Below are 13,120 nucleotides of genomic sequence, written 5' to 3' on the forward strand. Positions count from 1 at the left end.
CGGCACCGTCTCGGGCCGCCAGTACCGGAGGGGAGCGAGCGTGCCGGAGCGCAGCGTCACCGCACGACCGGGAGTGGCGCCCGGGGCCCGTCAGGTTGCGGGCACCATGTTCGCTGCCCTGTACGGTGAGCTGATTCCGCACGCCTGGCGCGATTCCGAGTCAGACCTCGATGCCTACTCGCTGTTCTACCACCGGTCGATCGCGATGGGATGGCTTGACGACACATCCGCCGGGGGTGGCGCCGAGGACCGTATGCGCCGTGCGCCCGGGCTGTGGGGCATGAACGACGCCGGATGGCAGCACCCTCGCGACGCGGCGGGAACCGGACTGGTTTCCTGGTTTCAGGTCGACGCCAGCGCGGTGGCCGGCGACCGGCCGCTGCCGGTGCAGCCGTTCCTGCGCTGCGCGCAGGAGGCGACAGCGCGGGCCGGCAGACTGGACCTGTCCGCGGTGCAGGTGCTCCTGCCGGTGCAGGGCCTCGATCCCACGTCGCGCCCGCCGTACGCGCCGGTGCCGGCGATGCTGACCAGGCAGTGGTTCACCGAGTGCGGCCCGGAGGCGAGGACCTCGGTGGAGGTCGACATCAACAGTGGCCGTGACCCGTCGATTCCCGCCGCCGCGCGGCAGCTCACCGAACATTTCGCCCGCCTTGAGCAGGACGTGTTCGTGTGCCGTTCCCACGACATCACCGAACACGACGCCGTGCTGCCTCCACCGATCACCGACCAATCCTGGAATGGCCCGCCCCTGCACGCCGTGGTCTTGCGCGGCGACCTCGCCGAGTGGTCGTGCGACGCGATCGGCTGGCTGGCCGAGGTCACCGCCGACACCGCCGCCGGGCTCGGCGTCCGTTCGCCGCTGCTACTCACCGTCACCCGCACCAATCTCATCAATCACGAGCCGGACACCACGGCGTAGCGCGACATCAACGACCGATTCCGGCACGGCCACGCTGATGTTCGGTAGGCGGCACGTCTGCGCTGTCGCGTGCAGTTGGTCGGCGCCAACCAGCCGGCCCCACCTTCCGACAGCCGCAGTAGCCCCGGATGCGGAAACGCTCCCGGCCATCTCGGTCGGGAGCGTTTCCGGGTTGTCTGCGGTCGCGATCAGGCGACGGGGCCGATCTTCTTGGCGAAGGTCACGAACCCCTGCCACTGCGCCGGACCGAAGGCCAGCGTGCCGCCATCACGGTCCTTGGTGTCCCGGACAAGCACGCGACCGGGCAGGTTGTCGGCCACCTCGACGCACTCATTCGCGCCGCCGCTGCTGCGCGTGCTCTTGCGCCACCGCGCACCCGTTAGATCCATGTGTCTGCCACTTCCTTCATCAGGTCGACTGACTGGCCGTGCGGTAGTGCCTCACCCCTGACGGCCTCCCACGCTGCCTGCATCGCCTTGATGCGGTCCGCATGGTTGACCAGGTAGCCCTTTACCTGGTCGTCCAGGTACCCGATGATGCTCTGATCCGCTGCGGTGGCGAGCACGAAAGGTCCGCTCAGCCCAGCGTACGCGCCGACGGTGTCCGGCACGACGTGCACGCGGACGTGAGGTTCTTCGCACGCTTTGATGATGGCCTGTATCTGCTCCCGCATGACCGCCGGTCCACCGACCGGCCGGCGCAGGACGGAGTGGTCGATCACGGCTGTGAACTGTGGGGGCGACTCGCCACTCAGGACCACCTGTCGTGCGAGTCGCTGTGCTAGGTAGCGCTCGATGTCGTCGCGGCTGAGTAGACCGGCGTCGGTCAGTATGACGCGCGCGTACGCCTCCGTCTGGAGCAGGCCGGGGATGACCAGCGGTTGAAACGAACGGAGTGCGACGGCCGCACGCTCGGCGGTTTCCCAATCGATCTTCCACTTCGGCGCCCCGAGCCGTTTGTCGAGCCGCGCGAACATCCCTCCGGTTTGAAACACCTCGTCAACCCGATCCCAGAAGCCGAGGGGCGGCTTCCGCGATCCGGTCTCGATCATTCCCACCAGCGATGCGGAATAGCTGACGGCTTTTGCTAGATCGTCCTGGGTCATGCCCCGAGCAGCCCGGATCTGGCGTAGCTCATGGAGTAGCGGATGATCACGATTGTCGTCCAACTTCACACCATCCCACATTCTCTACTGGGCACCCACGGCGCCCAACTTCACGGAGTGACCACTACAACAACTCACAAGGCGCCCACGACCTCGCGAAAGACCTTCCGAGACTAAGCCCTTCGGCACCACAGTGTCATCAAGGAACCGCTCGGATCCTCCCGATAGGACGATCGGACGTGGACGGGTGGAACTGGGGGTCGTCCCGCACCCGCATTGCTCGAAATTGGGGCGACCCCACCTGACCCAAGCTGAGGGAGGCGAAGAACGTGCACGACAACCAAACCGACCCGACCACCGATGATCCGCTGTCCGGACGCGTCCGGCGGAACCCCACGACGTGACCGATGAGTGGGGAACCGAGCCTCGACACGTTGAAGTGGATCGCTCGGAGTGAGGTCATGCGGCACCGCAATTCGCGCCTCTGGCGGCCAGTCTGCCTCCACTGCACCCAGTACGGATGCCCGTACATGGAACGGGCGATCGAGTTCCTACAGACCCTCGCAAGGGACACGAGCATCGGTGCGCAGGCCAGTGCAGGGAACGGGACGGGGACGGGGGAACATGAGCCGGCAGGATGAGCCGCTGACGAAGGCCGGGATCTGGTGGGCCGTACGCATGACCCTCCAGGGCCACGTCAACGGCCGGCGCTGTCCACAGTGCATGGACGACCACGAGTGCCGGCAGCTTGAGTGGGCGATCAAGGAGTGGACCGAGGCCAGACCGACCTCACCGGTATCGGCACTACTCGCCGGGGCGGGCGTGATCGCGTGACCGACGAATCGACCCCGCCCCCTCCTGCCGGCAATATGCCGGACACCACCGGAGACGGCACGCGGTCACTGGTGAAGGTCACCGTCAACCTTGCCCCGCGCGCGGTGGACGCACTCGATCTCGCCTGCGGACGCACCCGGGACACCAAGACCGACACGATCAACCGGGCGCTGGTCGCCTACAACCTGGTCCTGGAACTGATGGAACGCGGCGGCGGCAGCCTCACCCTACAAAACCCCGACGGCCGCACCGAACGAATCCACCTGCTCTGACTGGAGACCGACATGGGTCACGACGAAGCAGAACCGCAAGGCTCCCTGCACCGACCGAACCAAGACTGGTACTGCACCGACGACGGCGAAGAATGGCCATGCCCGATCCACAAACGCCGCATGTGGACGTACTACCAGGATGATCACCTCCGCCTGGAAGGGATCATGAATCGGTTCCGCGACCGCGCCATGGTCAGCGGCATGTCCCACGAGATCGCCACCGCCCGATTCGTCGGATGGGTCAGAAATCCGCCCGTCCGGCAGGTGAAGCGGTCCATCTGACCACCCGCCCCGAGTGTGCCGCGTCCCCCGTGCGCGACAGGCTCGGGGCGGGTCTGTCGAACGTACATTTCGGGGACGACCAGGCGATGTCCGGCGGGACATCTGGCCAACGAAAGCCGGTACGGATAACGTCGACCGCAATAGATGTTTGGCCGCCAAAGGAGATCACAGTGCTTCGCAGGTTCTGGCTACCCGCCGCCGCTACCGCTCTCCTCCTTCTCGCCGCCGCTCCGGCCTCGGCGATACCGCCAAACCCGTGCGGACGCGTCCAATCCTGCGTCACCACCTACTACGCCAACGGCTACCCCGGCGCCCCGAGCGGCGCGCAAGGTTACAGATGCGATGGCTACAAGTTCTCCTGGGGCGACCTCTCCGGCCAACAGGTAACCGTCTACGAAGACTGCGGCGGCACCCCGGTCTGATCTTTCCCCACCCCTTGACCGCTAATACAGAGAAAGAGTGGTTATCCCACGCCGGATAACCACTCTTTCTCTGTATTAGTGCCTCCCCGCAGCGGGGGTGGGTCAGTGATGGGCGAAGAGGAGGGGGATGGTCATTTCGGTGGCGGTCCAGGAGCCGTGGTAGGCGACCAGCTTCGCCTCCATCGGGGCTTCGGTACGGCTGGCCAGGATTACGTACGACTCCTGGCAGCAGACGACGACGTCGCCGATCCGGGCCAGGTGTTCCTCCGACACCGGGCCGAACCAGCCGGCGGCCACCGCCTCGGCGCGCGGCGCCACCCACGCGGCCGGGCCCAGCACCTCGGTCCAGGTGGCCAGCACGTCGTCGGTCGCACCGGGCTCGGTGTGCAGGTAACGGACTCGGGCTTCACCCGCCACCACCCGTACGCCGGCCCGCAGCCGTGGATCGAGATCGAGGTCGAAGCGCCGGTCCGGCGGCACGTTGAGCTGCCCATGGTCGGCGGTGACCAGCAGCGCGGCGTCGGCTGGCAGACCGTGCACCAACCGGTCGAGCAGCCGGTCCAGCTCGGCCGCCGCAGCCCGCCAGGCGATCGAGTCGACCCCGGCCAGGTGCCCCTGCTGGTCGAGGTCCGGGTGGTAGCCGGAGACCAGGGTCGGGCCGGGTCCGGCGGCGAGCGCGGCCAGCATCTCGGTGGCCAACGCGTCCACCCCGGCCGCACCCCGGTAGACGCCACCGGAGTTGGCGGCCACGGTCAGGCCGCTGACGGCGTACTCGGGGCGGCTCACCACGGTCACCGCGACACCGGCCGCCTCGGCCAGTTCGAGCTGGGTCGGCAACGGCTGCCAGCGCCGGGGATCCGGGTCCGGCGTACGGGGGTCGCCGGCCGCACCGGACCAGTTGATGTGGGTAAGGATCCGGTCGCTGCCCGGCACGTTCAGCCGGAAGCCGAGCACGCCGTGCGCCCCCGGTGCCGCCCCGGTGCCGAGAGTCACCAGACTCGTCGGGGTGGTCGAGGGGAACCCGCTGGTCAGCGGCCTACCGGTCCGGGCGGCCAGGTCGGCGAGCACCGGAGCATGGGGCGCGGCAGTCGGTAACTGGTACCAGCCGAGGCCGTCGACCAGCAGAACCGCTATCCGGCGTACGCCGTCGAGTTGGCCGACCAGCCCCAACGGGTCGGTGGCGCCCGGTACCCCGAGCACAGCCAGCACACTGGGAAGCAGGTCGGCGAGGCTGTCCCCGCCGTACTCCGGGCGTACCCGGTCGAACGGACCGTAGGCACCGAACGGGCCGGCGACGGCGGACGGGTCGGTCATTCGGGGCGGCGGGCGAAGAGGTGCAGCTGGGCGGCCATGTCCCGGTAGGGCGGCCGGGACGCGGCGGCGAGCTCCAACTCCAGCAACGCCTGCGGGTCACCGTCGGCAGCGGCCGAGGGGATCAGATCAGCGAAGACGCGTACGCCGTGGGTCTGCTCCACCCGCAGCCCGGCGGCGCCGAGCAGCGCGGCGGCGGTCTCCGCGTCGTAACGCCGACGCAGCGTGTCCCTCGGCCCGGCGCACCCGTCCGGGTCGGCGAGCAGCGCGGCGGCGACGTCGAGGTGCCCGTTCATCGCCCGGCTGAGTACGGCCGCCGCCCGGCTCGCCACCAGCACACTGGCCGCCCCGCCGGGACGCAGCGCGGTCGCCACCGCCGCCACCACGTCGGCCGGATCGTCGACCACCTCCAGTACGGCGTGGCAGAGCACCAGGTCAGCGGCGGCCGGCTCGACCAGTCCGGCGAGCGCGTCCCCGTCCCCCTGCACCGCCCGGATCCGGTCACCGACGCCCGCCTCGGCGGCCCGCCGGGTCAACGCGGCGAGCGCGTCCGGGCTGGCGTCGACCACCGTCACCCGGTGACCCGCCTCGGCCAGCGGCACGGCGAAGCCGCCGGTCCCCCCACCAACGTCCAGCACGGTCAGGGCGCGCCCGGCGAGCCGGTCGAGTTCCCGGCGCAGCACCGCCCAGACCACGGCGGTACGCGGGCCCGGATACGGTCCGGTTGCTGGCGCCGGCCGGCCACGCACCGCGCCGGAACCGATCTGTGTTCGCTCCACCGGACGAGCCTAGGCCACCGGTCCGGATCACCGATCGGGAGAATCCGCCCGGCCCCGCCGAGGCAACCCGGAGCGGGTCAGCGGAAGTCACGGGAGGCGGGCGTGACCGGGGCGGTGATCGCGTCCAGCCGGTCGGCGATCAGGTTCGTCACCCCCTCGGCCCGCTCCAGCCGACCCCGCACGACCAGCGTGTTGCTCGTCCGGGCCACCTTCCGGTAGCGCTGCCACAGCCCCGGCGAGCAGATCACGTTCAGCATGCCGGTCTCGTCCTCCAGGTTCAGGAAGGTCACCCCACCGGCCGTACCCGGACGTTGCCGGTGGGTGACGATGCCGCCGACCCGGACCCGCCGACCCGGCTCCACCCGGCCCAGCTTCGCGATCGGCACCGCGTCGAGCGCGTCGAGCCGATCCCGGACGAACCGGGCCGGATGGCTCTCCGGGGAGAGCCCGGTGGCCCACACGTCGGCGACCAGCCGGTCCACCGCCTCCATGCCCGGCAGGGTCGGCGCGGTCGCCCCGGCCACCGTGCCCGGCAGCCGGCCCGGCTTCTCCTGCGCCGCCGCGCCGGCCGCCCAGAGCGCCGCCCGCCGGCTCAGCCCGAAACAGGCGAAGGCGTCCGCGGTGGCCAGCGCCTCAAGCTGCGCGGCCGGCAGGCCGACCCGCCGGGCCAGGTCCGGCATGTCCGCGTACGGGCCGTGCGCGGCCCGTTCCGCCTCGATCCGCTCCGCCAGGTCGACGCCGATGGTGCGGATCGCGGCCAGCCCCAGCCGCACCGCCGGACCGCCCAGCCCCCACTGGTGCGGTGGCTCGCCCGGCTCGTTGCCCCACCGGGTCTGCGGGGTGGACTCCAGCACCGCCTGCGCGCCGCTTGCGTTGATGTCCGGCCGGCGTACCTCGACCCCGTGCCGGCGGGCGTCGTCGACCAGCGTCTGCGGCGAGTAGAAACCCATCGGCTGGGCGTTGAGCAGCGCGGCCAGGAACGCGGCCGGGTGGTAGCGCTTCAGCCAGGAGGAGGCGTAGACCAGGTAGGCGAAGCTCATCGCGTGGCTCTCCGGGAAGCCGAAGCTGGCGAACGCGGACAGCTTGAGGAAGACGTCGTCGGCCACCTCGCCGGTGATGCCCCGCTGGGCCATGCCGGCGTAGAGCCGGTCCCGGATCCGGTCCATCCGCTCGCTCGACCGCTTCGACCCCATCGCCCGGCGCAACTGGTCGGCACCGGCCGCGTCGAAACCGGCCAGGTCGATCGCGAGCTGCATCAACTGCTCCTGGAACAAGGGCACCCCGAGCGTCTTCTCCAGCGCGTTGCGCATCAGCGGATGCGGATAGGTGACCTCCTCCTGCCCGTTCTTGCGCCGGATGTACGGGTGCACCGAACCACCCTGGATCGGGCCCGGCCGGATCAGCGCCACCTCGACCACCAGGTCGTAGAAGACCCGTGGCTTGAGCCGGGGCAGGGTGGCGATCTGGGCCCGGCTCTCCACCTGGAACACGCCCACCGAGTCGGCCCGGCAGAGCATGTCGTACACCTCGGGGTCGTCCAGGGTCATGCTGCTCAGGTCCAGGGTCGAGCCGATCATGTCGTACGCGTAGTGCAGCGCGGAGAGCATGCCGAGCCCGAGCAGGTCGAACTTGACCAGCCCGGCGCTGGCGCAGTCGTCCTTGTCCCACTGGAGCACGGTGCGGCCCGGCATCCGCCCCCACTCCACCGGGCAGACCTCGATCACCGGTCGGTCGCAGATCACCATCCCGCCGGAGTGGATGCCCAGATGCCGGGGGAAGGTCTGCAACTCGTTGGCGTACGCGACGACGTGCTCGGGGATCTCCTCGGCGTCCACGCTCGCCACCGTGCCCCAGTGGTCGATCTGCTTGCTCCAGGCGTCCTGCTGACCGGGCGAGAAGCCGAACGCCTTGGCGATGTCCCGCACCGCCGACCGGGGCCGGTACGAGATCACGTTCGCGACCTGGGCGGTGTGCTCCCGGCCGTACTTCGTGTAGAGGTACTGGATCACCTCCTCGCGCCGGTCGGACTCGATGTCCACGTCGATGTCGGGCGGCCCGTCGCGTTCGGGGGCGAGGAACCGCTCGAAGAGCAGGTGGTGCCGGACCGCGTCGACGTTGGTGACCCGCAGCGCGTAACAGACCGCCGAGTTAGCCGCCGAGCCGCGCCCCTGGCAGTAGATGTTCCTGCGCCGGCAGAACGAGACGATGTCGTGCACCACCAGGAAGTAGCCGGGGAAACCCAGCTCGTCGATCATCTTCAACTCGTGTTCGAGCTGCTCGTACGCGCCCGGATGGGCCTCGCGCGGCCCGTAACGCTCCAGCGCCCCGTCCATCGTCAACTGCCGCAGCCAGCTCATCTCCGAGTGGCCGGGCGGCACCGGGTGGACCGGCAGGTCGGGCGCGACCAGTTGCAGGTCGAAGGCGAGCTCGGTGCCGAACCGGGCAGCCCGCGCCACCGCACCGGGGTAGTCGGCGAACCGGGCCGCCATCTCGGCCCCGCCACGCAGGTGTGCGGTGGCCGCCGCCGGCAGCCAGCCATCGAGGTCGTCCAGGCTGCGCCGGGCCCGTACGGCCGCCAGCGCGGTGGCCAGCCGCCGCCGCGACGGGGTCGCGTAGTGCACGTTGTTGGTGGCCACGGTCGGCAACCCGGCACGGGCGGCCAGGTCGGCGAGGGCGTCGTTGCGGTCGGAGTCGGTCGGGTCGCCGTGGTCGATCAGCTCCACCGCCACCGTCTCCGCGCCGAACAGCGCGGTCAGCCGGTCCAGCTCCCGGGCCGCCGCCTCGACCCCCTCGGTGAGCAGCGCCGCCGGCACCGGACCCTTGCGGCAGCCGGTGAGCACCAGCACGTGGTCGCGCAGGTCGGCGGCGATCTCCTCCAGGTCGGCGCCGCTACCGCCGCCGCTGGCGTGATCCGGGCCGTCGCGGTGGGCGCCGTAGACCGGGCGGCCCTTCTCGCCGCCGCGCAACTGGGCGCGGGCGATGGTCCGGGCCAGCCGGGCGTAGCCCTCCGGGCCGTGCGCGAGCACCAGCAGGTGCCGGCCGAGCGGGTCCGGCTCACCGTTCGCCGGTCCGGGCAGGCCGAGGGAGAGTTCGGCACCGAAGATGGTGGGCAGGTGCAGCGCCCGAGCCGCCTCGGCGAACCGGACCACACCGTAGAACCCGTCGTGGTCGGTCACCGCGAGCGCGGTCAGCCCCAACCGGGCCGCCTCCTCGGCCATCTCCTCCGGGTGGCTGGCACCGTCGAGGAAGCTGAAGTTGGTGTGCGCGTGCAGCTCGGCGTACGGGACGGTGGCGTCGGGGGGCGTGATCGGCCGCGCCGGTGAGGCGTACCGCTCCCGCCGTCGGCTGGTCGGTGCCTCGTCGGCGAGCGGGTCCACCACGTGCAGGTGACCGGCCGCGCCGTCGCCCGCCCGGTGCCGGCCCGACAGCGTACGTTCCAGCTCCGACCAGGGCATCTTCGGGTTGTGGAAGCTCATCGGGGCGCACCCGCTCCCCGCCCGGTGGGGTGCTCGGTCATAGACCGCCTCCACCGCCCGGCAGTGTGCTCAGTCATAGACCGCCTCCACCGCCCGGCAGTGTGCTCAGTCATAGACCGCCTCCACCGCCCATCGGCCGCTGGCGAGGGAGAGCAGCAGCGCGCCCCCGTCGGCGAGTCGAACCTGGAAACGGGCCCGCCGCCGGGACTCGGCCGGCGCCCACCACCGCTCGTCCAGCGGCCAGGGCCCGGCCCAGCCGACGATCTCCACCGGCCCGGCGGTGCCCACCACCAACCGGACCGGGGCCGCGCTGACCTGCAACCTGGCGCTCACCGTGACCGGCTCGCCCGCGTCGTCGTAGACCTCGGCCGGCAGCGGCGCGGCCAGCACCACCGCCGGTGCCGGCGGCGGCATCCGCCCCGGCCAGGGTGGCTCCGCCGGGCGGCCGGGGGTCCGCTCGTCACCCCACGGCACCAACCGGGCCCGGTCGGCGTGCGACCGCCCGCCGCCGAGCACCGCGGTGAGCACCGAGTCGGGGCCGAGAATGCCCTGCACCCGGCTCAGCGCCCGGTGCGCCCGCTCCCGCTCGGCACCGGTCTCGCCCCACAGTCCGGGTTGCAGGCCGGCCTGGGCCAGCAGCCCGTCGGGGATCAGCCGCAGCCGGATGATCCCCGAGGTCGGCCGGGGCGGGACGACCCGCCCGCCGGCACCGGGACGCCGGTTGGTGCCGGAGAGCCAGCCGTCGAGTTGCCAGCGCACCCGGTCGGCGATGGCGGCCGAGTTGAGCAGGCCGTCGTGCCGCCAGACCCGGTGCAGTTCCTGGCCGTGCTCGGTGACCGCCTCGATGCCGAGCCGGGTGCAGGCCAGCGCGTGCCCGGCGAGGGTTTCGTGCAGCCGTTCGGCGAGGGCACGGGCGGCGAACGCGGCGGCGTCGACCCGGTCCAGCGGCTCGTCGTACGTCTCGGTCACCACCAGGTCGGGCGGCGGGCGGCGGACCGCGAGCCGGCGGTGGTCGCGGCCGGCCGCCAGCCGGTGGGCGAGTGCGGCGTCGAACCCGAACCGGGCCAGCACGTCGCCCGCGGGCAGGGCCGCGAAATCGGCCAGGGTACGCAGTCCGAGCCGGCGCAGCAGGTCGGTCAGGGTCGGTCGGGCGAGCGCCTCGACCGGCAGGTCGGCGAGGAACTCGCGGGTGCCGCCGGGCGGGACGATCCGGCCGGTGCGGGCGGCCAGGCCGGCGGCGAACAGCCCGTCGGCGATGCCGATCTGGCTCTCCACCAGGCAGGTCTGGGCGATGTGCTCGACGATCCGTTCGGCGGCCCGCTCCTCGCCGCCGAAGTAGCGGGCCGGGCCACGGACGGCGAGCGCGCAGGCACCCGGCCGGATCACCTCGACCCCGGCGGCCACCTCCTCGACCGCGGCGACCACCGCTTCGAAGGCGCGGGCGTCCCGACCGGGGTCGTGGTCGACCACCACCAGTTGCGGGCAGCGGCTCTGTGCCTCCCGTTTGCGCAGCCCACGGCGCACCCCCTCGGCGCGGGCGGCGGCGGAGCAGGCATGCACCCGGTTGCCGTGCAGTACGGCGACCGGCGCCGACGCCGGCACCCCGTCCACGATCTCGGCCGCGACGACCGACCAGTCCGGGCACCAGACGAGCAGGGTGCGCACCGGTGCCGACCGCCCGGTGTCCCCCGTCCCGCCCGCCATCGCACCCCATCTCGACCAGCCCGTCGAGCCACCCTAGAACATGTGTTCGATTCTAGTTCGGCGGGATGCCCGGAGCGGGTGGGCTCCGGGTTGTTTCGGGTTTGGTGTGCAGGACCTCGCGGGCCTGTTCGGCGGCGCGGGTGATGGTTTCGCTGATGAAGTCGAGGAAGCGGGCGATGTTCTCCAGGCGGGTGGCGGCGGGGGTGTGGGGGCCGGGTCCCGTCGGAATCAGCCGGCCCGCACGTACCGGCCTGTCGTCGGAAGTCCGACCGGGGTCGTTCTGTCCTCGACAGTCCGGACCCGGCCGTCCTCACCCGGAAGCCACAGGACCAGCTCGGCATTCGGGCGGTGGGACGCGACCACGGTCAGCCGCCGACTGCGTAGCCGACCCCGCCCCTGTCCCAGACCAACCCACTCCTGATGCCGCACCGACACGCGCACATCGCTGCCCTCCCAGACCGGTCCAAGCGTGAACAGCGTGCAGCGGTGCTGACGCGCCTTCGCCGCCAGCCGCCGCGCCAACGCCCCCGACACCTGCGCCGACGTGGCAACCAGCACCGCGTCCATCCCCGTCACCAGGGCACCGACGGCGTCCGCCCACGCCGCGCCGGCCTGCGGAACCAGGGCCAGCGCCTCCAACCGGATGTCCAACTCGTGGGCGGCAAGGCAACCGAACGAAGGGACGTTGACCACGCCACACCAGCCACCCGCCGATGACACCCCGGCCAGCATCATCATCGCCAACGACGACCGACCGGCCTCTCCCTCGATTGCGACTACCGCGCCACGCCTCAACCGCCCCTTGAACAGCGGCTGCATCGGCGCCAGTAGCGGTAGGCGGTCGTCGATGCCCCCGCGAGGACCGGCGTCCCGCAGCGCCTCCCTCAACCGAGCGACGTCAGCCATCGTGGCCTCGCACCGGCACCGCGCCGGCACGGAGTTCGGCCGCCGCGACCACCGTTACCCGGCCCGTCATGGGCTCACCCACCCCCGCCTACCCCGCCGCTCCTGTTGCCGCTCCTGCTACCGCGCTTGTTGCCGCTCCTGTTACCGGGCTTGTTGCCGCTCAGGCGGCGAGTCCGTCGAGGGCGGGTTGGTGGGACAGGCCGAGCGCGGTCTCGACCACCGCCACGAACTGCTCGGCCGAGCGGAGCAGGTCGTCGGCCTCCCGTGCGGTCACCACCCGGGGGATGCCGGCCTCGGCGGCGGCCCGTTTGGTCGCACCGGTGGCGAAGTAGGTGGCCCACTCCCCCATCTCGGGCGCGACGAGCACGAGCAGGGCCCAGACGCTGGTGACCCGATTGCGCCGGGTGGGCGCGGGACGGGCGCGGGCGGCGAGCACGGCCGCGGCGGCGCGCAGGGCGGCCAGGTGCGCCGCCGCGTACCGCAGGCCGTCGGGTCGGGTCTGGGCGGCTTCCGCCAGCCCGCGCCGGGCGATCACGAGCAGTTGGGCCGGGGTCCGGTGCGGCAGTATGTGCGCCGGCACCGTCGGCACCTGAACCGGGCTGGTCGGCATGGGACCGTCTCCTCCGCTTCGCCGCCATGTCGCCACCGTCGGGCGGGGAGCCCGGATGGCCACGCACTTGTCCGAATAGCCCGCTGCGGAGGAAGACGCACCGGTGGCGCCGGCCGGATGTGGGTGCTTCCCCACACCGCACCCGGCCGGCTGACCCGGCGGGGTCACCGCCCGCCGCCCGGGGGTCGGTGGGCGGCGAACGGTGATCCTGCCTTGGTGGCCCGGACTGGGGTGCCCGGAACCCGCGCGGTCCGCGGAACCGCACGCCGGGAACTACGCCGCGAACGCCGCTCCCGGTGGCCAGATGAGCGTTCGACTCAATCCAACGACTCAATCGAACACGCGTTCTAACTACTGATGACAGTACACCTCGCCACCGACAAAAACGCAACCACCGCGACACCGGTCCGAGCGCCCCGCCGACCGCCGTCCACCACCCGCCCGTACCGCTGCCGACCTGGTCCGGGACGGACCCGGAACCGGGGGAACCGGGCCCACCA

At 71.7% G+C, this 13,120-nt stretch carries 12 protein-coding genes; 4 read left to right on the forward strand and 8 right to left on the reverse strand.

The features are described from left to right. Positions 1 to 40 precede the first annotated feature (40 nt). Entirely contained in the window at positions 41 to 919 is an 879-nt protein-coding gene (locus OG792_RS24050; protein ID WP_329102487.1) for a hypothetical protein, read from the forward strand. Between the two features lie 188 nt (positions 920 to 1,107). Here OG792_RS24050 and OG792_RS24055 read toward each other — a convergent pair whose 3' ends face one another. Next, positions 1,108 to 1,308, reverse strand: coding sequence for a DUF397 domain-containing protein (locus tag OG792_RS24055; protein ID WP_329102490.1), 201 nt, complete (start codon positions 1,306 to 1,308; stop codon positions 1,108 to 1,110). Continuing rightward, positions 1,299 to 2,105: a helix-turn-helix domain-containing protein gene (locus OG792_RS24060; protein WP_329102492.1), complete on the reverse strand. Its 807-nt coding sequence runs from the start codon at positions 2,103 to 2,105 to the stop codon at positions 1,299 to 1,301. Before OG792_RS24060 ends, OG792_RS24055 begins: the two co-directional genes overlap by 10 nt. Before the next feature lie 543 nt (positions 2,106 to 2,648). Between OG792_RS24060 and OG792_RS24065 the strand changes: the two genes are divergently transcribed. The 3 genes from OG792_RS24065 to OG792_RS24075 are packed head-to-tail and all read left to right on the forward strand — an operon-like array spanning position 2,649 to position 3,412. Next, positions 2,649 to 2,858 carry a hypothetical protein gene (locus tag OG792_RS24065; protein WP_329102494.1) on the forward strand — a complete coding sequence of 70 codons (210 nt, stop codon included), beginning with the start codon at positions 2,649 to 2,651 and terminating at the stop codon, positions 2,856 to 2,858. Continuing rightward, complete coding sequence (locus OG792_RS24070) at positions 2,855 to 3,130, forward strand: hypothetical protein (RefSeq protein ID WP_329102496.1); 276 nt, start codon at positions 2,855 to 2,857, stop codon at positions 3,128 to 3,130. Before OG792_RS24065 ends, OG792_RS24070 begins: the two co-directional genes overlap by 4 nt. A 12-nt stretch (positions 3,131 to 3,142) precedes the next feature. Continuing rightward, on the forward strand, positions 3,143 to 3,412 hold the full coding sequence (locus OG792_RS24075) for a hypothetical protein (protein WP_329102498.1): 270 nt from the start codon (positions 3,143 to 3,145) through the stop codon (positions 3,410 to 3,412). Positions 3,413 to 3,936: 524 nt separating this feature from the next. On the opposite strand, the gene OG792_RS24080 is transcribed toward OG792_RS24075, so the two are convergent. The 6 genes from OG792_RS24080 to OG792_RS24105 all read right to left on the reverse strand — a co-directional run bounded on the left by OG792_RS24080 (position 3,937) and on the right by OG792_RS24105 (position 12,620). After that, positions 3,937 to 5,148, reverse strand: coding sequence for an alkaline phosphatase family protein (locus OG792_RS24080; protein ID WP_329102500.1), 1,212 nt, complete (start codon positions 5,146 to 5,148; stop codon positions 3,937 to 3,939). Further along, positions 5,145 to 5,909: a methyltransferase domain-containing protein gene (locus OG792_RS24085; RefSeq protein ID WP_329111406.1), complete on the reverse strand. Its 765-nt coding sequence runs from the start codon at positions 5,907 to 5,909 to the stop codon at positions 5,145 to 5,147. The genes OG792_RS24080 and OG792_RS24085 overlap by 4 nt, the downstream gene beginning before the upstream one ends. Before the next feature lie 92 nt (positions 5,910 to 6,001). Further along, positions 6,002 to 9,400: an error-prone DNA polymerase gene (locus tag OG792_RS24090; protein ID WP_329102502.1), complete on the reverse strand. Its 3,399-nt coding sequence runs from the start codon at positions 9,398 to 9,400 to the stop codon at positions 6,002 to 6,004. A 105-nt stretch (positions 9,401 to 9,505) separates the two neighbouring features. Continuing rightward, entirely contained in the window at positions 9,506 to 11,104 is a 1,599-nt protein-coding gene (locus OG792_RS24095) for a DNA polymerase Y family protein (protein ID WP_329102504.1), read from the reverse strand. Positions 11,105 to 11,332: 228 nt separating this feature from the next. Further along, positions 11,333 to 12,010 (reverse strand): hypothetical protein, encoded by a 678-nt coding sequence (locus OG792_RS24100; protein ID WP_329102506.1) that lies wholly within the window; start codon positions 12,008 to 12,010, stop codon positions 11,333 to 11,335. Between the two features lie 160 nt (positions 12,011 to 12,170). Continuing rightward, on the reverse strand, positions 12,171 to 12,620 hold the full coding sequence (locus tag OG792_RS24105; protein WP_329102508.1) for an SAV_6107 family HEPN domain-containing protein: 450 nt from the start codon (positions 12,618 to 12,620) through the stop codon (positions 12,171 to 12,173). Positions 12,621 to 13,120: the final 500 nt, after the last annotated feature.

The organism is Micromonospora sp. NBC_01699 (assembly GCF_036250065.1).
Lineage (GTDB): Bacteria > Actinomycetota > Actinomycetes > Mycobacteriales > Micromonosporaceae > Micromonospora_G.

What these genes read in the sequence shown, in the direction of transcription:
- OG792_RS24055 (WP_329102490.1), bottom strand. Translation starts at nt 1,308, where the DNA reads ATGGATCTAACGGGTGCGCGGTGGCGCAAGAGCACGCGCAGCAGCGGC.
- OG792_RS24090 (WP_329102502.1), bottom strand. Translation starts at nt 9,400, where the DNA reads ATGAGCTTCCACAACCCGAAGATGCCCTGGTCGGAGCTGGAACGTACG.
- OG792_RS24080 (WP_329102500.1), bottom strand. Translation starts at nt 5,148, where the DNA reads ATGACCGACCCGTCCGCCGTCGCCGGCCCGTTCGGTGCCTACGGTCCG.
- OG792_RS24060 (WP_329102492.1), bottom strand. Translation starts at nt 2,105, where the DNA reads ATGTGGGATGGTGTGAAGTTGGACGACAATCGTGATCATCCGCTACTC.
- OG792_RS24100 (WP_329102506.1), bottom strand. Translation starts at nt 12,010, where the DNA reads ATGGCTGACGTCGCTCGGTTGAGGGAGGCGCTGCGGGACGCCGGTCCT.
- OG792_RS24065 (WP_329102494.1), top strand. Translation starts at nt 2,649, where the DNA reads ATGAGCCGGCAGGATGAGCCGCTGACGAAGGCCGGGATCTGGTGGGCC.
- OG792_RS24075 (WP_329102498.1), top strand. Translation starts at nt 3,143, where the DNA reads ATGGGTCACGACGAAGCAGAACCGCAAGGCTCCCTGCACCGACCGAAC.
- OG792_RS24095 (WP_329102504.1), bottom strand. Translation starts at nt 11,104, where the DNA reads ATGGCGGGCGGGACGGGGGACACCGGGCGGTCGGCACCGGTGCGCACC.
- OG792_RS24105 (WP_329102508.1), bottom strand. Translation starts at nt 12,620, where the DNA reads ATGCCGACCAGCCCGGTTCAGGTGCCGACGGTGCCGGCGCACATACTG.